Raw genomic sequence first — 20654 nt, 5'->3', positions numbered from 1 at the left:
GATGAAAATATTGAAGTGTGAAATAGGGAGTAGATTTTATATGAAAACGAGAATTGAAGAGATTTATAGTTCTTATGAAGGAAAAGTAGAAGAGATTTTTGTTAATGAATCTTCTTACGTATATGAGTGGGAAAATTTAATGATGATCCGAAAAAATAACGGTGAGCTTGAAAAAGTTGCGGTCGGTATTAGTGGAAATATAAGATTAGTAAATGTAGTTGTTGGGCAACAAATTAATACAGATATATTATTAGTTAAGTTAGAAGATGATTTATTAATTACAGGTTGTGAATGATGAGAGATGTGTAGAAATGACTGCACATCTTTTTTGTTCCATATATTACAAAAAGTACATTGTTTTTTCACAAATCTCACACAAGTTTTTGATATTCTCTTTGTGGAAGATGCGGTTAGGGAGGAAATAAAATGAGAACAAAGTATGTGATGTTTGCTATATGCTTATTCTTTGTCTTTACAATAGTAGGATGTGGTAAGAAACAAGCAGAGGCTGTAGCAATTGATGAGAAACATGATAAGTGTGATATTTGCCAAATTGGGGTAATGGATAATCAATTTGCAACAGAAGTCATTTTAGAAAATGGAAAAGCGTTAAAGTTTGATGATATCGGTTGTATGTATAAATGGATGGAGATTAATCCAGGTGAAAAGACGAAAGAAAAATTTGTTCGAGATTATGATTCGAAAGAGTGGATTTCATTAGAAGATGCGACTTACGTATATGATAAAACAATAACGACACCGATGGCTTATAATGTTATTTCATTTGAAAATAAAAAGGATGCAGAAAACTTTGTGTCTAACTATAAAGGGAAAGTTCTTTCATATAAAGAGCTAGCAGAGCATAAATGGGAAATGAATAAAGAGATGATGGGGAACCCGAAAAAGGGAAATCACGGTGGTCATCATTAATACTAAAAAAGACAACTACATAAGTTGTCTTTTTTAGTATTACCCAGGTGCAAATATAGAAAAGGTGTAAAAATTTTAGAAGAACGGTTACAATGGAATATAGTAACCTAAAGCAATCATTTATCACGCATTAACGGGCAGTAAGACCCCCGTCTCAAAATTCAGTGAAAGCAAAGAAGTTAGGTGGGGATCAACTGCTCGTAAAAGCCCGATTGGTTCAACTAATAATTAGTGGTGGATGAACAACCCCCCCCACTAATTAAAGTTTCACTTTATGTACTTTTTAGAAATGTATACAAATGCGGTAAAATCGTGCTAAACTAATTGCTTCATAATGTTAATGATGAGGCCATCAGGCACATCATTCCAATAGGTTGAGAAACATAGTATAGGTTTTAAGATAATCCGATTAAAGAAGGAATATAAAGGGCTTATGGATAAATGTACTCAAGAAGAGTTATTGTATGTGATGGAGGAATGGTTAAGAAAACATTATCTTTCATAGGAGCTGTAGTTGTGAGAAAACAAAAAATTTTATTATGTATGTTATTAGGACTTTTAATGACGGTAGTGGCTTGCGATAAGCAAGAGGAGCCAGAATCGAAACCGGTTCATGTGAAAAACGAAAAGAAAAAAGAAAAGCATAAAGAACAGGAAGAACCTAAAGAAGAAAAAAGTATAAATTTAATGGACAAACAATTGCTACTTTCTGCGACTCTTGGAGACACGGAAACAGCTATGAAGCTGATTCAAGATGGAGCCAATATAAACGTAGAAGGTGACAACGGAGAAACTCCTATCCTTGCAGCAACGTATCAAAATCATGTAGAGACAGTTAAAGCGTTAATTGATGCAGGTGCTAATATTGAAAGGAAAGATGAGAAACAAAGTAATCCATTTCTTTATGCAAGTAGAGAAGGATATACAGACATTGTAAAGCTACTAATTAATGCAGGGGTTAATACGAAAGAAACTACTAAATCAGGTGGAACAGCACTCATTTCTGCATCTGAACGTGGCCATGTAGAGGTCGTAAAAGAGTTATTAGAGCATACAGATATTGATGTGAACTATAGAAATGATCGTGGTGGAACAGCTGTAGTAGAAGCAATCGTATTAGGAAATGGTAGTGAAAATCATAAGAAAGTAATTCAAATGCTTATTGACCACGGGGCAGATGTAAATATGGCCAATAAGGAAAATATTACGCCACTGCAATATGCTGAAAAAAGAGGTTTTAAAGATATTGCAAATATGTTGAGGCTAGCTGGAGCGAATGAAGTCGTACAGCCACAACCACAACCGGTGGAATAACAAGATAAAGAAATAAAAAGTACGAAATAATCTCATTTAGATAGACAGAATGAAGAAGTCATTTAGTATGATGGATTCAGTAATGTGTATTTGAATGGGATTTTTGTTTTGTGTATGAAAAATAGATTATGAATGGTATATGGAGTAACTAAGGAGGATATAAATGAGGCTCTCAGAACTTGATTTAATAGCAATTCAGGTAGAGGTTTTATTTGTTCATAATCAAGTAGGGAAAATGAAATATGTAAATGAACAAGGAAATCCGAAAGCACCCCGCTTTTTTCTTGGCAGCACTCGTGAAGGGAGTATAACGAGATATCATTATGATCTGGATGATGAAAAGGTAGGTAAGATTGAGAAATTAATTCGAGAACCTTCAAATCATATAGAGATAGCAAAGATCATTGATGTATTAAATGAAGAAAAAACAGTGAAAAATATTTGGATGGGCCCTGCTTTCATGTTCTTTAATAATTTACATAAGCCAACTAGAACAATACAGATAACAGAGAAGAATAAAGAGCTTTTGCGAGAAAATTTTCCTAATTTAATAGAACAGATGGAATGGAGGCAACCTTACTTTGCAATTGTAAAAAATGAAAAGGTAGTTTCTATATGTTGCAGTGCTAGGAGTACGCCTGTAGCTGCTGAGGCGAGTGTGGAAACTTTAGCGGAGTTTCAAGGGAATGGATATGGTACTGATGTTGTTACAGCCTGGGCGATATCAATACAAGAAGAAAAACGCATTCCACTTTATAGTACTTCTTGGGATAATTATGCTTCACAAGCAGTTGCGAGAAAACTAAAACTGATTAACTATGGAATGAATTTACATATCACTTAAATTTTAAAAATAGTTGTTTGCTGTTGGGGTTCATTCGTATATTTAGATTATTGTTAAAAAAATATGGTGAATATTAACATTCGATTAACATCTAATTAACAATCTATCAAAACTGACTTAATAAATGCGTAATATAGTAAAGGTAATAGAATAACTAGGGTAGAGAACATTTGAGAACACCCGCTTACATATAACGTGCCACTTTCTTAGGTGTGCTCTATTTCCTAGAGTTCAAATAAGGAGAAAGGTGTTCTATGTAAGTAGGTGTTTTTAGTTTGGATAAAAATAGAAAAGCTAGGTGGAATAAATGTTTAAAGAACCTTATATTGCGATGATAAAAGATTGGAAAGGGTACAAAACATACAAAAAATTACCGAAAACAGTTTTTCTTATGACTGGTTCAATGCTGGATTTACCAGAGCGTGTATATGAATGACAGAAGCATGGACATGATGTATTTCTTCATTGTGATTTTATACAAGGTTTAAATACAAATACAGAGGAAGCTCTTTTGTATATTCAAGATGTTATCGGGGCGCAGGGTATTATTTCAACAAAAGGTTCGACAATTCGAAATGCTAATAAAATTGGATTAAAAACGATTCAACGCATTTTTATTGTTGATACTTTATCTCTTACAAAATCAATTGAGAATTGTAAAACGACTAAACCGAATGCGGTAGAGATTATGCCTGGTATTATGCCTTCCATTATTAAGCAGTTAGCAGAGGAAATAGAATTTCCTATTATTGCAGGCGGACTGATTCAAACACGAGAAGATGCGGAAATTGCTATTCGTGCAGGAGCAAGTGCAATTTCAACGAGTCATTATGAAGTATGGATACAAGAAGAAAAAAGGAGTGCAATCTTGTGATTGAATTGAAAAATGTTTCAAAGGTGTATAAAAATGCGGAAGAGACAGCGGTTAAAGGTGTATCGGTTCACATTAAAAAGGGCGAGTTTTTTGTTTTAGTTGGACCTTCAGGATGTGGGAAAAGTACACTATTACGAATGATTGCTGGCTTAGAAGAGATTTCTTCGGGGGATTTAATTATTAATGAACATGTTGCAAATGATTTAGAGCCGAAAGACCGTAATCTATCAATGGTATTTCAAAATTATGCATTATATCCACACTTATCTGTAGAAGAAAACATTTTATTTGGGCTTAAGGTAAGAAAAGTACAAAAAGAAGAGCGACAAAAGCGATTAATGGAAGCTATTGAAATGGTAGGACTGAAAGAGTATGTGAAAATGAAGCCAGGTCAATTATCAGGCGGACAAAGGCAACGTGTTGCGCTTGCCAGGGCGATCGTAAGTCAAGCGCCGATCTGTTTAATGGATGAACCACTTTCAAATTTAGATGCGAAATTACGTGCGCAAATGAGGATTGAAATTAGAGAAATTCAGCAACGTCTAGGAATTACAATGATTTATGTTACTCACGATCAAATAGAAGCGATGACTATGGGAGATCGTATCATGGTCTTAAATAAAGGAAGCATACAGCAAGTTGGAACACCGCTTGATATATATAATGAACCAGCGAATGAATTTGTTGCAAGCTTTATAGGGTCTCCTTCGATGAATATAAATGATGGAGAAGTGGACAAAGAAAAAGGCGTAGTACATATAGGGCAATTGCAAATTCCGTTATCTATTGGACTGTTAAAGCAATTACCAGAAGGAACAATTCGAATAGGCATGCGTCCTGAACATATTGAACTGTCTGAGGAAGGGCAAGAAGTCACGTTACAATCTGTAGAAGTATTAGGGAACGAATCTATATTAAATTTCGAGGTAAATGGAATAACTTGGAGTGCAAAAGTCATTGGACAGCTACTCCTGAACAAAGGTGACAAAGTAAAATTATTATTCTCGCAAGATAAGTTATGCTTCTTTCATCAAAATACGAATGAACGATTAAAAGTGGTAGCTGAAGAAGAGTTGAAAGTGGTGGCAAAATAATGATTGAGGTAGGCAAGTTACCAGCACAAGCAAAAGTGTCAAAAAAGAAGAGTTTATGGAGTAAAACGAAAGATTTAAGAATAGGATTATCATTTTTGGCGCCATCTATTTTACTATTTTCGATTTTTCTTTTTTATCCATTATTTAGGACGATTTACTATAGCTTTTATTTAACAGATATACATGGAGAAGCTAATCTTTTTGTTGGCTTAGAAAATTATCAATACTTATTTTCTGATCCTGCTTTCTACAAAAGCATAAAGTCAACTTTATTATTTGTTGTATATACAGTGCCTACGAGTATTATATTCGCTTTATTTCTTGCATTGATTGCAAATGGAAAAGTAAGAGGTATTGGGTTATTCCGTGTGTTATTTTCTTCCACTATGGGAATATCAGTAGCTGCTAGTGCGGTGATTTGGCTATTTTTATTTCATCCAAGTGTCGGGCTATTTAATAATATATTAGCCTCTATGAATCTACCTGCAATCGCATGGTTAACGAGTCCAGATTGGGCATTGTTCTCTGTATCGGTTACAACAGTTTGGGTGAATACAGGATTTGCATTTTTAGTTATATTAGGTGGTTTACAAAATATTGATACGTCTTTATATGAGAGTGCATCTATAGATGGTGCTAGCTATTTATATAAGCTTCGCCGTGTTACATTACCGATGCTATCACCAACTTTATTTTTTATCGTGACAGTAACGTTAATTAGTGCGTTCCAAAGCTTTGGACAAATTGATATTTTAACGCACGGTGGACCAAATGATGCAACGAATTTAATTGTGTACTCGATTTATAAAGAGGCGTTTGTGAATCATCAATTTGGAACAGCAAGTGCACAAGCGATGATATTATTCGTTTTCATTTTTATTGCTACATTGATTCAATTCAAGTTTGCTGAGAGAAAGGTGCATTATAAATGATCGTTAAACAGTGGAAACAAAATTTCCTATTATACATGCTGCTCATTATTAGTGCAGTAATGGTGTTTTTTCCTGTACTGTATGCATTTTTAATAAGCTTTATGACACCAGATGATATTCAAATGAGAAGGCTATTTCCGACCCAATTTACTTTCGATAATTTTATTAATATTTTTCAAAAAGTACCGCTTTTTACATACTTGTACAACAGTTTAATTGTATCGACGATTGTTATGATTGGACAACTTATCGTATCCAGTTTAGCAGCTTATGCTTTTGTTTTTCTTCAGTTTAAAGGGAGAAACGTAATTTTCTTCCTGTTTATTTCAACGATGCTTATTCCGTGGGAAGCAACGATGGTACCGAACTTTTTAACGATTCAAAACTTCGGTTGGATCAATAGCTTTGCTGGGATGACAGTGCCGTTTTTTGCAACAGCTTTCGGTATTTTCTTACTACGTCAACATTTTATGACACTTCCGAATGAACTGAAGGAAGCAGCTTTTATTGAAGGGATTGGAAATGTAAGGTTTTTATTCAGCGTTGTAATTCCATATTGTAAAACGAGTTTTATTACGCTTGGAGTATATAGTTTTTTAACAACATGGAATATGTACTTATGGCCACTCTTAGTGACCACTGATGAAAAAGTAAGAACAGTTCAAATTGGTGTAAAGCAGCTTCAGTCTCAAGAAGTTGCAACTGATTGGGGAAGCGTAATGGCCGGTGTTACGGTTATTGTCATTCCAACACTGATTTTACTATTTGTAGGGCAAAAGCAATTACAACAAGGATTAACAAAAGGTGCAATTAAATAACTAAGAGAAGGTGAGATTAAAATGAGTTTAGTAAAAAAAGGTGCTGCTCTATTAATGGCAGCAACAATGGCATTATCTAGTGCCGCTTGTTCAAGTAGTAAAACGGAGGGGAAATCTGAAGCGCAGGCAAAAGTAGCACCAGTTGAAAAAAATGGTGATAAGACTGTAATTCATTTTTGGCATGCGATGGGTGGAAAAACACAAGGCGTACTAGATGGGCTTGTTGCAGACTATAATAAATCACAGAATAAATACGAGATAAAGGCAGAGTTCCAAGGGACATATGAAGAGTCTTTAACGAAATTTAGAACGATGTCTGCTACGAAAGAAGCGCCAGCTCTTGTTCAGTCGAGTGAAATTACAACAAAATATATGATTGATAGCAAAAAGATTACACCAATTGATAGTTGGATAAAAAAAGATAAGTATGATACTTCAAAGCTGGAAAAAGCAATTACAAATTATTATTCAGTTGATGGAAAAATGTATTCTATGCCATTTAATTCATCTACACCAGTATTAATTTATAATAAAGATGCTTTTGCAAAGGCGGGATTAGATCCAGAGAAAGCCCCACAAACATATGCGGAATTACAAGAAGCAGCGAAAAAGTTAACGATTAAAGAAGGCGGAAATGTAAAACAGTATGGATTCTCCATGCTGAATTATGGTTGGTTCTTTGAAGAATTGTTAGCGACACAAGGTGCTTTATATGTCGATAGCGAAAACGGCCGCAAAGATGCTGCAAAGAAGGCGGTATTTAACGGTAAAGAAGGACAGAAAGTATTTGGAATGTTAGATGATTTAAATAAAGCTGGCGCACTTGGAAAGTATGGAGCAAGTTGGGATGATATTCGTGCCGCGTTCCAATCTGGACAAGTTGCTATGTATTTAGATTCTTCAGCTGGTGTTCGCGACTTAATTGATGCATCTAAGTTTAATGTAGGGGTGTCATACATTCCATATCCAGAGGATTCGAAACAAAATGGTGTTGTTATTGGCGGAGCATCATTATGGATGACGAATATGGTTTCAGAAGAAACGCAACAAGGTGCTTGGGACTTTATGAAATATTTAACGAAGCCAGACGTACAAGCAAAATGGCATACTGCAACAGGTTATTTCTCTATTAATCCAGATGCATACAATGAACCATTGGTAAAAGAGCAATATGAAAAATATCCACAGCTAAAAGTAACAGTGGAACAATTACAAGCGACGAAGCAATCTCCAGCAACTCAAGGGGCTTTAATTAGTGTATTCCCAGAATCACGAGATGCAGTTGTAAAAGCATTAGAAGCAATGTATGACGGGAAGAATAGTAAAGAAGCGTTAGATGAAGCTGCCAAAGCAACTGATAGAGCAATTAGTATTTCAGCTCGTACGAGTCAAAAATAAGAAAAAGCCGTATCCGAAAAAGGATACGGCTTTTTCAAGGAGATAAGGGATCAAAAAAATGAAGAAGTCTTATCTCTTTTATATGAGTAAAGGGTCTAGAATGAATCTTGTCCTTTTCATTATTTGTTTAACTCCATTGAAACTTGTTTGCCATTTACGAAAACCTCTGCCACCGCTACTACAACTTCCATCACTTTTTTCATGTCTCATCTCTCCTTGTTTTTTGTTTCATTTCTTACTTTTAGTATAAGGAAATATAGCACTTGCAACTATCGAATTGGATGACAAGAGACTTACATTGTTGTAAGGACAATCGTTTTATTTGTAATAAATGTGATTTTGAATATGGATTCAGAAATTTCTGTTGTTTTGAACTATAATTAGAAAGAGAGTGGTTTAGAAAGAAGGGGGATAATATGAAAAGAATTCTTGTTATTAGTGATATTCATGGAGAAATAGAAAAGTTCGAACAGTTATTAGAAGAAGCTCAATATGATGCAAGACAGGATCAATTGATTTTATTAGGGGATTATGTAGATCGTGGTCCCAATGCGCGTGCTGTAATTGAAAAGGTAAAAGCGTTAAAAGAAGAGGGAGCCCTCGTTCTAAAGGGTAATCATGAAGATATGATGATTAAAGCGTTAACGACTGATGAAGAACGTTCATGGAACCATTGGGTAAAAAGGAATGGTGGAGATAAGACTTTATACAGCTATGGCTTTGTAGATGAAGATATTGTAGTTAATGAAGAAGCCTTCCAAAAACCAATTTTACAATCGCATGTTTTAGAGGAACATGTAAAATTTATTCAAGAATTAGATCATTACATTGAAACAGAAGAGTATATATTTGTACATGCCGGTGTTGAGCCATTGAAGCGAGTTTCGGAATGTGAACCATATACGTTAATGTGGATACGTAATGAGTTTCATAGTGGGTATAGTGGTGAAAAGGTTGTTGTATTTGGTCATACGGAAACAAGAACGTTTCATGGTAGTGAGAATTGTGGCGTGTATTTTGGGAGTAATCGTATTATAGGGATTGATGGCGGTGCTGTATATGGTGGCCAGTTAAATTGTTTAGAATTGCCGAGTAAAAAGGTGTACGTAGTAAAAAGTTGAAAGAGATAAGGGGAATCTTATTTCTTTCAATTTTTTATTAAGAAAAATTTAAGGAAGAATTTTTATAATAAATCTTTCAAATTTTATATTGAGAAAAACGTTAAAATATAATTATAAATAGGATTGAACGATATGGTGGAAGGTGAGAATATGCGCTTACTCGTAGTAGAAGATAATGCTTCTTTATTAGAGTCTATTGTCCAAATATTACGCGATGAATTTGAAGTAGATACAGCATTGAATGGAGAAGATGGATTATTTCTAGCATTACAAAATATATATGACGCCATTTTGCTTGATGTGATGATGCCAGAAATGGACGGTTTTGAAGTAATTCAAAAAATACGTGATGAAAAGATTGAAACACCAGTCCTATTTTTGACAGCGAGAGATTCTTTAGAAGATCGCGTGAAAGGCTTGGACTTTGGTGGGGATGACTATATCGTTAAGCCATTTCAGGCTCCAGAGTTAAAAGCGAGAATTCGTGCTTTATTACGACGAAGCGGTAGTTTAACCACAAAGCAGACTATTCGTTATAAAGGGATTGAACTGTTAGGAAAAGATAAAGACGTTCAAGTAGATGGACAAAGCATGAAGTTAACATTAAAACAATATGAGCTTCTAGAGTACCTTGTTCAAAATAGCGGAAAGATTTTAATGCGTGAACAAATTTTTGATCGTGTTTGGGGATTTGATTCAGATACGACAGTAGCAATTGTAGAAGTGTATGTACATCATTTACGTAAAAAATTAGAGCCATTCGGTTATCAGAAAGATATTCAAACTGTTCGAGGTATTGGATATATATTAAAAGAACAATGAAAAAGGGAAGCATGTTTCAGAAAACACGCATTCGATTGACTATATTGAATTCATTAGTATTTATTATCTTGATAGGTGTATTAGGCAGTATCATTTATTCATACACATATAATCGTATTTATAATGAAGTGGATCAATCTATAAAAATGAAGGCTCAGTTTGGAAAAAAATTTGATGCTAAAATATTACCAAGAAAACGTATGGAGAACATTAAAATTGGAGATCCCCGGATAACTAAAATAACTTGGAATGGGAAAGTAGTAGAGATAGAGGGAGATAACCATAAATTTCGTTCTAGCTTTGAAGGGAATTTGGATCAGTTTTTCCCAAAGAAGTTAGGGGATTTGCAAGATATTGAAGTGCAAGGACGATATTTTAGAACCTTTGCGTTTAAAGAAGATGGGAAAATAGTTCAAATTGTACGCGATACAACAGCTGAAGAAGAGATGCTAAATACTTTATTTTTAATTCTTGTTATAGGTTGTAGCGTAGGAAGTTTATGTGCAATAGGAATTGGCTTTTTCTTAGCTGGCAGGGCACTCATACCCATTCAAAATTCATGGGAAAAACAGCAGCAATTCGTTTCGGATGCATCACATGAATTAAGGACACCACTTGCAGTTATTCAATCAAAAACGGATGTGTTATTTCAGTCACCATCTGCGACAATAGAAGAAAAAGCGATGGATATTTCTACGATTTCAAAGGAGTGTAGACGGTTATCTAAGCTTGTAACTAATTTATTATTGTTAGCACGTTCGGATTCTAATCAAATTGAGATGGATAAGAAAACATTTGAAATGGATAAATTGTTAGAAGAAATAGTAGATCCATATAAGGAAATTGCTTCATATCAAGAAAAAGAGATGATATTGAAAGTAGAACATGACATATCATTTATGGGTGATAGAGAGAGAATTCATCAAATGATGGTCATATTGTTAGATAATGCGATGAAGTATACAAATGGGGGCGGGCATATTCAAATCGATTGTACGCAAACGAGCAGCTCAATTCGTATACGGGTGAAAGATGACGGGATAGGGGTTAAAGATGAGGACATCCCAAAATTATTTGATCGTTTTTATCAAGGTGATAAAGCGAGAAGTGCGTCAGAAGGAGCGGGATTAGGCCTTTCAATCGCAAATTGGATTGTAGAAAAGCATTATGGGAAAATATTAGTAGATAGCAAATGGGGAGAGGGTACTTGTTTTGAAGTGAATTTCCCTAAAAACCAAAGAATATAAGTGAGAAGACGATCTTGTTTTTACAAGGTCGTCTTTTTTTAAGGGAAAGTTAAGAAACTATTTATAACATGTATGATATACACAAAGTTCGCCCTATGAAGAAGCGATTATAAAAAGGTATTTGAGCAGATTATATCGATCATAATGTTATTTCGATTATGTATAGGGAATGATGGAAAAGAAAGTGTAAGAGGGAGGAATTAATTTTGAAAAAGAAAATGATGACGGTATTCACTATTGGAGTAATGAGCTTAAGCATATTAGGGGGTGCCTCTCCTTCTGAAATATCACAAGGAAAGACAAATTACACGCAGCGCAGTAAAGAACAATTAAATAATGGGAAGATACATGCGGTGCATACAGAAGAAAAGGCGGAGAATCTAGGTATTGAAACGGAAGGGAAAGAACAAATTACGCTAGAAAAAGAAATTCATGAGACGGAAGTAGGAAGAGAAGCTGAACAGTTAGGAATTTCGATTGAAAGAAAAGACGTTGGAACTCTTTCAGAAGAAATCTATGAAACAAAAGTGAAGCAAGAAGCGTTAAAGCTAGGCATATCTATAGAGAATACAACGATTGTAAATTTAATTACTCAAATTAATACGATTAAAATTAGCGATGAAGCGGATAAATTAGGCATTTCGACAAATGGAAAAGAAATAGAGGACATTGCGGAAGAAATCTATGGAACGAAAGTAAGAGAGGAAGCAGGGAAGTTAGGTATTTCACAAAAAGGAAAAGAGATAGAAGCGTTAGCGCAAGAAGTGTACGAACAAAAAGTGCAGGAAGAAGCAAGAAAATATCATATTGATTTGTATGGTAAAGATATATATCAAGTATTAAGCGAAATTAATGAACAAAAAGTGTTACAAATGGCAGATGAGCTTAATATGGATAAAACGAATATGAACGTTCAAGAATTAGCAGAAAAAATTAAAAAAGATCAGCCTGAAAAAGGAAAAGAGCTAAATTTTGTACCGGTGATTCGCACGGATGCTGACGCGTTTTATTCTTATTTAACGAACTAAAAAGGGCGTGAGAGTGATACGGAGATGGAAGTGGTATATATGTATGGCTTTACTAGCTATAGCAGTATGGAATGTATATACAAATGGCATTACAAAGTATGTGGAGAAGTTAACATTCTTCAATATACAAAGCGGAAAAGAAGCAGATTTTAGTAATAATGATGAAAAGGTCATCTTATCGAATGTACCTTTAATTCAGCAATTACCAGAGCTAGATAGAGGCTGTGAAGTGACTAGCTTAGCGATGATGTTACAATATGCAGGCATTACAGTGGATAAGATGAAATTAGCAAATGAAATAAAGAAAGTTGATTTTATGAACGATGGTGTACGTGGGAATCCGAATGAAGGATTTGTAGGAAATATTTATACCTTTTCTGAATCTGGATATGGTGTATATCACGGACCACTTTTTCAATTAGCGAAAAAGTATTTACCTAATAAAGCTGTGGACTTAACAGGGAAGAGTATAGAAGAACTTTATAAGAGTGTAAAATCAGGACAACCGGTAGTTATGATTACGAATGCAACATTTGCGCCATTAGATGAAGATGAATTTACTACATGGGAAACAAATAGCGGAGATGTTTCTATTACGTATAATGAACATTGTGTTGTAATGATTGGATACGATGAAGAATTTGTATATATTCGGGATCCTCTCGATGATAGCCTAGATGTAAAAGTGCCGAGAGAAAACTTTGAAAAGGCATGGATGCAAATGGGGAGTCAGGCAATTAGTTATGTGAAAAGCTCTAAATGAATTAGTAAGGAAATAGATGTAAGGAACTGTAAGAGGAGTTTTTGTGGGTGTTTTTTGTTAAGAAATAAGAGAACTTCAGCTTATTATATAAGCTGAGGTTCTCTTATTTTTTATGATTAAATCTTTAGAAGTAGTGAATATGTAAAAATGCATAATTGACAAAAAAATTACATGTTATCATTATATATTGTTTTACACATGTTAATTGTATAAAATTACACAAGTATTCACATTACATAAAGGAGGCTTATTATGCAAAAAATATTTAACTGGGTTAAATGTATGAGTATCAAGAAAAAATTAATCATTTCATTTTTTCTTATTTTAACTATACCAGGACTTATTATCGGTGGTGTTTCATATCAAACTGCCAAAACAAATTTTGAACAACAAATTACAGGTAAGGCAAAGGAGAATATTTCAGTTTTAAATACTGTTATTTCTCAAAATATAGAAGAGAAATTTGTTGATGCGGCGTACTTTGCAGATATTTTAACAGAGGATACATATCCAAACGGACAAGAAGAAATAGTAAGAACGAAGTTAACGCAATATATAAAACTTCATCCAGAAGTAGAAGGTATTTATATTGGAACACAGGCAGGAAAGTTTATAAGAGAACCATTTATCCAAATGGCTGATGGGTATAATCCAACAGATAGATCTTGGTATAAAGAAGCACATGAAAATAAAGGGAAAGTAATTGTTACTGCACCATATCAATCAGCATCTACTAAAAATATGGTAGTGACAATTGCTAAAGAAGTAAAAGATGGTAAAGGTGTTATAGGAATTAACTTAAATTTAGATAACATCTTAAAAATTTCCAAAATGATTAACATTGGTGAAAAAGGTTATGCAGTTATTCTAGATCAAAATAAGCAAATTGTTAGTCATCCATCTAGAAAACCAGGTGCAAAAGTTACTGATCCGTGGATTAAACCAATTTATGAAGAAAAACAAGGAAATGTGTCTTATACAGAACAAGGTGATAAAAAGAATTTAATCTTTGCAACAAATGAGAAAACAGGATGGAAAGTAGTCGGGGTTATGTTCGACGAAGAAATTACCGAAGCTGCGAATCCAGTGTTTTATAAGACTTTGATTGTCATTGCTATAGCTATTGTATTTGGTAGTGTATTAATTTATTTCATTACAAAGTCTATTACAAGACCATTAAGAAAAATAGCTGACTCGGCACATAAAATTAGTAAGGGAGATTTGACAGAGAAAATTACAATCCATTCCAAGGATGATATAGGGAAATTAGGGAATTCATTTAATGAAATGTCTGCCTCTTTACAAGATGTGATTACTCAAATTAGTTTTTCAGCAGAACATGTCGCTGCATCGGCTGAAGAGTTAACAGCGAGCGTACAGCAAGCAAATGATGCGACAGATCAAATTACAATTGCAATGGAGCAAGTATCAGGTGGAGCTGAATCACAAAGTCAAGGTGTTGAAGAAGGTGCGGCTACATTACAACAAGTAAATACAGCAATTCAAGATGTAACTGGAAGCGCGGAATCAATTTCTATCTCCTCATTACATGCGAGAGAAAGAGCTGAAGAAGGGGAAGAATTGGTTGAACAAACAGCAAAACAAATGCAGTCTATTTCTAAATCGGTATCCGAGTCAGATGCTATTATTAAACTTCTTGATGAGAAATCAAAGCAGGTAGGAGCTATTTCTGAAGCGATTCAAAACATCGCTACTCAAACGAACTTATTAGCTTTAAATGCGGCTATTGAAGCGGCTAGAGCAGGTGAACAGGGCCGAGGGTTTGCTATTGTAGCTGATGAGGTTAGAAAATTAGCGGAGCAATCAGGAGAATCATCTGGAGAGATTGCAAATTTAATTGCAGAAATTAAGGCGGATATTGAACATACTGTTAAGGCGATGGATAATGTGAATGGAGAGGTCCAACAAGGCCTTGATGTTGTAACAAAAACGAAAGCAAGTTTTACGGAAATTTTAAGTTCTACTACACATATTGTTTCTCAAGTTAATCAAATGGTAGAAACAACGAAGAGAATTGCTGGAGATGCAAATGAAGTGACAAATGCTATTGATGAAATTGCAGCGGCTGCAGAAGAAAATACAGCTAGTATGCAAAGTGTTGCTGCTTCAACAGAAGAACAAGTGAATTCAATGGAAGAAATTAGTTCAGCTTCGCAAAACTTAGCTGGGATGGCCGAAGAACTACAAGCGATGACTAGTAAATTTAAAGTATAATAACAGCAGATAAGTAAGGTGATATTATTTTCACCTTACTTATTTTTCTATTCAGCAATTAGGGGAGTCATTAACGGGATGAAAAAAAGAAAAAGACTATGGAATTTATGGAAAACGATTACATTGTTAGTTTGTACAGTTGTAATTTTTTCTTTACTTGTGACAGATATATTAATTAGTCATAATGTAGAACGGACGACGGAGGATAGCCAAGCAGAGAAAGCAAAAACAATTGCACACATTGTGGCGAATGATTCAATTGTAATCGATGGTTTGATTGGGAAGGCAGATACTTCTGCAATCCAAACGTATACAAATAGAATATTAAAAAACACAGGTGTTCAATTCATTGTAGTTATGGACATGAATGGAATAAGAAAATCACATCCAAATCCTCAAAAAATAGGCTATCACTTTATTGGGGGAGATGAAGGGCCTGCATTGAAAGGAAAGGAACATGTATCGCTGGCAGAAGGAACTTTAGGTATTTCAATGCGAGTGTTTGTACCTATATTTTCTGAAACAGGTGAACAACTTGGAGCGGTGGCCGTTGGTATTTCAGCAGATAATGTAAAAGAGAGAGTTAAGGAAAGTAGACATATCATTTATATTGGTGTCGGAGTAGGAGTACTAGTCGGAATTATAGGAGCAATATTGCTAGCTAGACATATAAAGAAAAGTTTATTCGGTCTTGAACCTCACAGGATAGCAAAAATTCTTGAAGAAAGAAATACGATGCTACAATCTGTAAGGGAAGGTATTATTGCTGTAGATAAAGAAGCCAATGTAACTTTAATAAATAATGAGGCAAAACGATTGTTTAAGAAAAGTGGACTTGAAGAAGATTTTATCGGTAAAGATGTTGAGTTGTATATGCCTAATTCACGTATAAAAGAAGTATTACAAACGGGAGAGGTACAATTAAACGAAGAACAAAATATTTATGGAATTACGATTGTGACGAATCGTGTCCCTTTATATGTAAAAGGAGAAATAGTTGGTGCAATTGCAACATTTCGTGATAAAACAGAGATTAGAAAATTAGCAGAAGAATTAACTGGTATTAGACTATATGCGGAAGCATTACGGGCACAATCGCATGAGTTTATGAATAAAATGCATGTCGTATTAGGGCTTACACACATGAAGCAGTATGAAGAATTACAGAAGTATATAAGCGGTATGGTATCAGAGCATCAATATGAAATTGGTGGGGTTATGAAAAGAATAAAAAGTCCAGTATTTGCTGGTTTTTTACTTGGGAAACTTAGCTATGCTAGAGAGAAAAATATAAAATTAATTATAAGTGAAGATTCTTACATGCCGGAAATGGATGATGAAAGTATTACTCATGAACTGATTACGATTGTCGGAAATTTAATTGATAATGCATTAGAGGCAGTGACGAATTGTGAAAAGAAGCAAGTTGAAGTTGAGATACAATATGGGGATACATTAACCATTACAGTACAAGATACGGGAAAAGGTATACCAGAAGAAGAAATAGGGGCATTATTTACGAAAGGTTATTCCACAAAGGGAGATAACCGTGGTTATGGTTTGTATCTTGTAAAAGAAAGTATACAGCGAATAAATGGGGAAATTCATATGCATTCATTAGTAGGAAAGGGAACAACGATAACAATTGAAATACCTAAAGGTAGGGATGAGAGGTAAATATGATTAAAGTTTTAATTGTAGAAGATGACCCGATGGTAGCAATGTTAAATACGCATTATTTAGAGCAAGTAGGAGGGTTTGAACTTGTTCAAGCAGTTAACTCCGTTAAAGAAGCGATAGAAGTATTAGAGGAATCACGAGTAGATTTAGTATTACTTGATATTTTTATGCCAGAAGAAACTGGATTTGAGCTTTTAATGTATATTCGGAACCAAGAAAAAGAAATCGATATTATGATGATTTCAGCTGTACATGATATGGGGAGTATTAAAAAAGCATTACAATATGGTGTAGTAGATTATTTAATTAAACCATTTACATTTGAACGATTTAAAAAGGCGTTAACTATATATCGAGAAAAGCTTACTTTCATGAAAGAACAACAAAAAATTAGTCAATCGGAATTAGATTCGTTAATTTTGCAAAAAGAAAAAAGAGAGCCTACTGTCACTAAAGAGCTTCCGAAAGGATTAACGAAGCAAACGATGCAATTAATTTGGCAGAAGATCGAGTCGCTGAATGGACGAGCGTTTACAACAGATGAAATGGCGCAATTAGTTGGAGTTTCAAGAGTTTCTATTCGAAAGTATGTAATGTTTTTGACTGAAATTGGAGTATTAGAAAACGAAATGGTGTATCAACATGTAGGAAGACCAGTGAGTAAATTAAGATGTATTGACAAAAATAAAATAGAGTTTTACGTATAAGCGACTTATTATAAGTCGCTTATACTTTTTTTAATTACAAAATCAATTACAAAACTTACAAAAACTATTTTTACTATTGAAAGCGTTTTAATATTGTTATTAAGAAAACAAGGAGGTGCCATATGGGAATTCAAAAGAATGTGGAAGCGGTATCATTTTCTGGAGGAAATGAAGTACAAAGAGAATCTTTCGCTTCTAAAATTATGAATGTAAAAATCGGTGTTATACCTTTACCGTTATATGTAGTATTGGCTGCTATTATTTATGGGGCATCTGTATATAATAAATTGCCAGCAGATATGATTGGTGGATTTGCAGTTATTATGATTATGGGTATTTTCTTAGGTGACATTGGAATGAGAATTCCAATTTTAAAAAATATCGGCGGTCCGGCAATACTTTCATTATTTATTCCATCATTACTTGTATTTTTTAACTGGATGAATCCAGCTTCAATGGAAGCTGCGACTATGTTAATGAAAAAATCGAACTTTTTATATTTATATATTTCTTGTTTAGTAGTCGGAAGTATTTTAGGAATGAATCGTAAAGTGTTAGTACAAGGTTTCGTTCGTATGTTTATACCTTTAGTAGTAGGGACGTTAGCTTCGGTAGCAGTAGGATTATTAGTCGGTTCACTATTTGGATTTGAAATGAAGCAAACATTCTTCTTTATCATCGTACCAATTGTGAGTGGTGGTATTGGGGAAGGGATTTTACCATTGTCGCTAGCTTATAGTGATATTTTAAATGAATCATCAGCAACGTTTGTATCACAACTTATTCCAGCGGCTATTATTGGAAATATGTTCGCAATCGTGAGTGCAGGGTATATGAAGCGTTTAGGTGAGAAGAAACCGGAGCTTAGTGGTAACGGTGTATTAGTGAAAACAGACAATCAAGCAGAGCTATTAAAAGAACAAAATACAGAGAAGCCAATTGACTTCTCATTAATGGGAGCAGGTTTATTAATTGCGTGTACGTTCTTCATCTTCGGAGGATTTGCTTCTAAGTTCATCGGTATTCCTGGGGCAATCATTATGATTTTCTCAGCAGCACTTGTGAAATACTTTAAATTAATGCCGGCAAAAATGGAGCAAGGAGCATTCCATTTATATAAATTCATTTCGAAGAATTTAACTTGGCCGTTAATGGTTGGACTAGGATTGCTATATATTCCGTTAAAAGACGTAGCAGCAGTTCTTTCAGTAGGATATGTTGTTGTGTGCGCATCAGTTGTTCTTACAATGGTAGCATCAGGTTTTCTTGTAGGGAAAGTGATGAAAATGTATCCAGTTGAATCAGCAATTGTAACGGGATGTCATAGTGGTTTAGGTGGAACTGGAGATGTTGCTATTTTATCAGCTTCAAATCGTATGGAATTAATGCCGTTTGCTCAAATTTCAACACGTTTAGGCGGGGCAGCAATGGTTGTAACAGCGACAATTTTATTGAAAATGTTTTCATGATCAAACAAGCTAGCTATATTCATATAGCTAGCTTGTCAATTTAAGGGGAGATTATAAGTATGTTAGATAATCAAATTAATGAAAGATCATTGTTACTGCATAAAGAATTAGTAGGGAAAATTGAAATTACAAGTAAAGTAGAAGTAAATTCAGCGGATGATTTAAGCCTGACATATACACCAGGTGTAGCGGAGTCTTGCAAAGCAATTGCGGCGGATGAAGAAACAGTGTATGACTATACGGCACGCGGTAATATGGTGGCAGTTATCTCAGATGGAACAGCGGTACTTGGTTTAGGGAATATTGGACCGAAAGCAGCTATGCCTGTTATGGAAGGGAAGAGTATTTTATTTAAGAAATTTGCGAATGTAGATGCTTTCCCGTTATGTTTAGGTACGACTGATGTGGATGAAATCGTTACTCTTGTGAAAAATTTAGAGCCTACGTTTGCAGGAATTAACTTAGAAGATATTGCGGCACCACGTTGTTTTGAAATTGAAAAGCGATTAAAAGCAGAAACAAATATTCCTGTATTCCATGATGATCAACATGGGACCGCTATTGTCGTCTTAGCAGCTGTTATTAATGCATTAAAAGTTGTTAGCAAACAAATGGATAATGTGAAAATTGTTATTAACGGTGCGGGTTCGGCAGGAATTGCAATTGGAAAATTATTATTAAAAGCTGGTGCAAAGCGCATTACGTTAGTTAGCTTAGAAGGTATTGTTTGTGAAGGTGAATCATGGATGAACGAAGCACAAATTGAAGTTTCCAAAAAGACAAATCGAGAATATGTGCGTGGAACGTTAAAAGAAGCGATTCATCAAGCTGATATTTTTATTGGCGTATCTGCTCCTAACGTATTAACGAAAGAACTTGTACAAACGATGAATGAGAAAGCAATTGTGTTTGCTATGGCGAATCCAATTCCAGAAATCTTCCCAGAGGATGCATTAGAGGCTGGGGCAGCTGTAGTAGGAACCGGACGCTCGGATTATGCGAATCAAGTAAATAATGTATTGGCGTTCCCAGGGATATTCCGTGGTGCGTTAGATGTGCGCGCGACTGATATTACAGAAGAGATGAAATTAGCGGCAGCATATGGGATCGCTAACATCATTACGGACGAAGAACGTAATGCGAATTATGTAATCCCGAATCCGTTAGATAAAAGAGTTGTTCCAAGTGTTGCGGAAGCTGTAGCGAAAGCGGCCATTGATTCAGGTGTGGCGCAAATTATGAAAATACCAAGTTATTAATAGCTAAAAGCAGTGCCTAAAAAGGCACTGCTTTTTTGAGATAAGAAATCAAAATAATGAAGAAGTGTAAAATTATTTATTTGTGTGTCTTCACTATTTATTTAATTCCATTGCAACTT

The 20654-nt window shown here is 34.6% G+C and carries 18 protein-coding genes and 2 pseudogenes; all 20 read left to right on the top strand.

Going from position 1 to position 20654, the window contains the following annotated elements:
• Nucleotides 1-40 precede the first annotated feature (40 nt).
• The 20 genes and pseudogenes from AC1Q8N_RS24600 to AC1Q8N_RS24505 all read left to right on the top strand — a co-directional run bounded on the left by AC1Q8N_RS24600 (nt 41) and on the right by AC1Q8N_RS24505 (nt 20535).
• Complete coding sequence (locus AC1Q8N_RS24600) at nt 41-295, top strand: hypothetical protein (RefSeq protein ID WP_000857382.1); 255 nt, start codon at nt 41-43, stop codon at nt 293-295.
• 131 nt (nt 296-426) lie between these two features.
• Nucleotides 427-930, top strand: a complete 504-nt coding sequence (locus AC1Q8N_RS24595) for a nitrous oxide reductase accessory protein NosL (protein ID WP_493521415.1) — start codon at nt 427-429, stop codon at nt 928-930.
• 441 nt (nt 931-1371) lie between these two features.
• Nucleotides 1372-2244 (top strand): ankyrin repeat domain-containing protein, encoded by an 873-nt coding sequence (locus AC1Q8N_RS24590; RefSeq protein ID WP_098047484.1) that lies wholly within the window; start codon nt 1372-1374, stop codon nt 2242-2244.
• A gap of 163 nt (nt 2245-2407) precedes the next feature.
• Nucleotides 2408-3088, top strand: a complete 681-nt coding sequence (locus tag AC1Q8N_RS24585) for a GNAT family N-acetyltransferase (RefSeq protein ID WP_098847511.1) — start codon at nt 2408-2410, stop codon at nt 3086-3088.
• A gap of 307 nt (nt 3089-3395) precedes the next feature.
• Nucleotides 3396-3962 (top strand): annotated as a pseudogene (locus tag AC1Q8N_RS24580) (glycerol-3-phosphate responsive antiterminator).
• A complete protein-coding gene (locus tag AC1Q8N_RS24575) occupies nt 3959-5056 on the top strand; it encodes an ABC transporter ATP-binding protein (protein ID WP_493521414.1) in 1098 nt (365 codons plus the stop codon). The pseudogene AC1Q8N_RS24580 and the gene AC1Q8N_RS24575 overlap by 4 nt, the downstream one beginning before the upstream one ends.
• Complete coding sequence (locus AC1Q8N_RS24570) at nt 5056-5988, top strand: carbohydrate ABC transporter permease (protein WP_493521413.1); 933 nt, start codon at nt 5056-5058, stop codon at nt 5986-5988. The genes AC1Q8N_RS24575 and AC1Q8N_RS24570 overlap by 1 nt, the downstream gene beginning before the upstream one ends.
• Nucleotides 5985-6806 carry a carbohydrate ABC transporter permease gene (locus AC1Q8N_RS24565; protein WP_048541609.1) on the top strand — a complete coding sequence of 274 codons (822 nt, stop codon included), beginning with the start codon at nt 5985-5987 and terminating at the stop codon, nt 6804-6806. The genes AC1Q8N_RS24570 and AC1Q8N_RS24565 overlap by 4 nt, the downstream gene beginning before the upstream one ends.
• Before the next feature lie 21 nt (nt 6807-6827).
• Nucleotides 6828-8204 (top strand): ABC transporter substrate-binding protein, encoded by a 1377-nt coding sequence (locus AC1Q8N_RS24560; protein ID WP_098721011.1) that lies wholly within the window; start codon nt 6828-6830, stop codon nt 8202-8204.
• Nucleotides 8205-8620: 416 nt separating this feature from the next.
• On the top strand, nt 8621-9325 hold the full coding sequence (locus tag AC1Q8N_RS24555) for a metallophosphoesterase family protein (RefSeq protein WP_098643044.1): 705 nt from the start codon (nt 8621-8623) through the stop codon (nt 9323-9325).
• Between the two features lie 150 nt (nt 9326-9475).
• Nucleotides 9476-10147, top strand: coding sequence for a response regulator transcription factor (locus tag AC1Q8N_RS24550; RefSeq protein WP_098643053.1), 672 nt, complete (start codon nt 9476-9478; stop codon nt 10145-10147).
• The gene (locus tag AC1Q8N_RS24545; RefSeq protein WP_098643045.1) at nt 10144-11394 is read left to right on the top strand and encodes a sensor histidine kinase; all 1251 of its coding nucleotides are present in this window, start codon (nt 10144-10146) and stop codon (nt 11392-11394) included. The genes AC1Q8N_RS24550 and AC1Q8N_RS24545 overlap by 4 nt, the downstream gene beginning before the upstream one ends.
• A gap of 206 nt (nt 11395-11600) precedes the next feature.
• Nucleotides 11601-12422 (top strand): transporter, encoded by an 822-nt coding sequence (locus tag AC1Q8N_RS24540; protein WP_098076924.1) that lies wholly within the window; start codon nt 11601-11603, stop codon nt 12420-12422.
• A gap of 13 nt (nt 12423-12435) precedes the next feature.
• Nucleotides 12436-13185 (top strand): C39 family peptidase, encoded by a 750-nt coding sequence (locus tag AC1Q8N_RS24535; RefSeq protein ID WP_142330325.1) that lies wholly within the window; start codon nt 12436-12438, stop codon nt 13183-13185.
• A 252-nt stretch (nt 13186-13437) separates the two neighbouring features.
• Nucleotides 13438-14481: pseudogene (locus AC1Q8N_RS24530) on the top strand (HAMP domain-containing protein); the annotation flags it as partial.
• Nucleotides 14473-15420, top strand: a complete 948-nt coding sequence (locus AC1Q8N_RS24525; RefSeq protein WP_438285567.1) for a methyl-accepting chemotaxis protein — start codon at nt 14473-14475, stop codon at nt 15418-15420. The pseudogene AC1Q8N_RS24530 and the gene AC1Q8N_RS24525, both read left to right, overlap by 9 nt.
• A 78-nt stretch (nt 15421-15498) precedes the next feature.
• Nucleotides 15499-17097, top strand: coding sequence for a sensor histidine kinase (locus AC1Q8N_RS24520; RefSeq protein WP_048541627.1), 1599 nt, complete (start codon nt 15499-15501; stop codon nt 17095-17097).
• A 2-nt stretch (nt 17098-17099) separates the two neighbouring features.
• Nucleotides 17100-17807, top strand: coding sequence for a response regulator (locus tag AC1Q8N_RS24515; RefSeq protein ID WP_048541629.1), 708 nt, complete (start codon nt 17100-17102; stop codon nt 17805-17807).
• A gap of 122 nt (nt 17808-17929) precedes the next feature.
• Nucleotides 17930-19276 (top strand): 2-hydroxycarboxylate transporter family protein, encoded by a 1347-nt coding sequence (locus AC1Q8N_RS24510; protein WP_000512729.1) that lies wholly within the window; start codon nt 17930-17932, stop codon nt 19274-19276.
• 59 nt (nt 19277-19335) lie between these two features.
• Complete coding sequence (locus tag AC1Q8N_RS24505) at nt 19336-20535, top strand: NAD(P)-dependent malic enzyme (protein WP_088608950.1); 1200 nt, start codon at nt 19336-19338, stop codon at nt 20533-20535.
• The last annotated feature ends 119 nt before the right edge of the window (nt 20536-20654 follow it).

Source organism: Bacillus sp. GW823-FHT06B01 (assembly GCF_058952315.1).
This window is presented reverse-complemented; position numbering and strand designations above follow the sequence as displayed.

Excerpts from the sequence above, each read along its gene's own strand:
- AC1Q8N_RS24600 (WP_000857382.1), top strand. The coding sequence starts at position 41 with ATGAAAACGAGAATTGAAGAGATTTATAGTTCTTATGAAGGAAAAGTA.
- AC1Q8N_RS24595 (WP_493521415.1), top strand. The coding sequence starts at position 427 with ATGAGAACAAAGTATGTGATGTTTGCTATATGCTTATTCTTTGTCTTT.
- AC1Q8N_RS24590 (WP_098047484.1), top strand. The coding sequence starts at position 1,372 with ATGTACTCAAGAAGAGTTATTGTATGTGATGGAGGAATGGTTAAGAAA.
- AC1Q8N_RS24585 (WP_098847511.1), top strand. The coding sequence starts at position 2,408 with ATGAGGCTCTCAGAACTTGATTTAATAGCAATTCAGGTAGAGGTTTTA.
- AC1Q8N_RS24570 (WP_493521413.1), top strand. The coding sequence starts at position 5,056 with ATGATTGAGGTAGGCAAGTTACCAGCACAAGCAAAAGTGTCAAAAAAG.
- AC1Q8N_RS24565 (WP_048541609.1), top strand. The coding sequence starts at position 5,985 with ATGATCGTTAAACAGTGGAAACAAAATTTCCTATTATACATGCTGCTC.
- AC1Q8N_RS24560 (WP_098721011.1), top strand. The coding sequence starts at position 6,828 with ATGAGTTTAGTAAAAAAAGGTGCTGCTCTATTAATGGCAGCAACAATG.
- AC1Q8N_RS24555 (WP_098643044.1), top strand. The coding sequence starts at position 8,621 with ATGAAAAGAATTCTTGTTATTAGTGATATTCATGGAGAAATAGAAAAG.
- AC1Q8N_RS24550 (WP_098643053.1), top strand. The coding sequence starts at position 9,476 with ATGCGCTTACTCGTAGTAGAAGATAATGCTTCTTTATTAGAGTCTATT.
- AC1Q8N_RS24545 (WP_098643045.1), top strand. The coding sequence starts at position 10,144 with ATGAAAAAGGGAAGCATGTTTCAGAAAACACGCATTCGATTGACTATA.
- AC1Q8N_RS24525 (WP_438285567.1), top strand. The coding sequence starts at position 14,473 with ATGTCTGCCTCTTTACAAGATGTGATTACTCAAATTAGTTTTTCAGCA.
- AC1Q8N_RS24520 (WP_048541627.1), top strand. The coding sequence starts at position 15,499 with ATGAAAAAAAGAAAAAGACTATGGAATTTATGGAAAACGATTACATTG.
- AC1Q8N_RS24515 (WP_048541629.1), top strand. The coding sequence starts at position 17,100 with ATGATTAAAGTTTTAATTGTAGAAGATGACCCGATGGTAGCAATGTTA.
- AC1Q8N_RS24510 (WP_000512729.1), top strand. The coding sequence starts at position 17,930 with ATGGGAATTCAAAAGAATGTGGAAGCGGTATCATTTTCTGGAGGAAAT.
- AC1Q8N_RS24505 (WP_088608950.1), top strand. The coding sequence starts at position 19,336 with ATGTTAGATAATCAAATTAATGAAAGATCATTGTTACTGCATAAAGAA.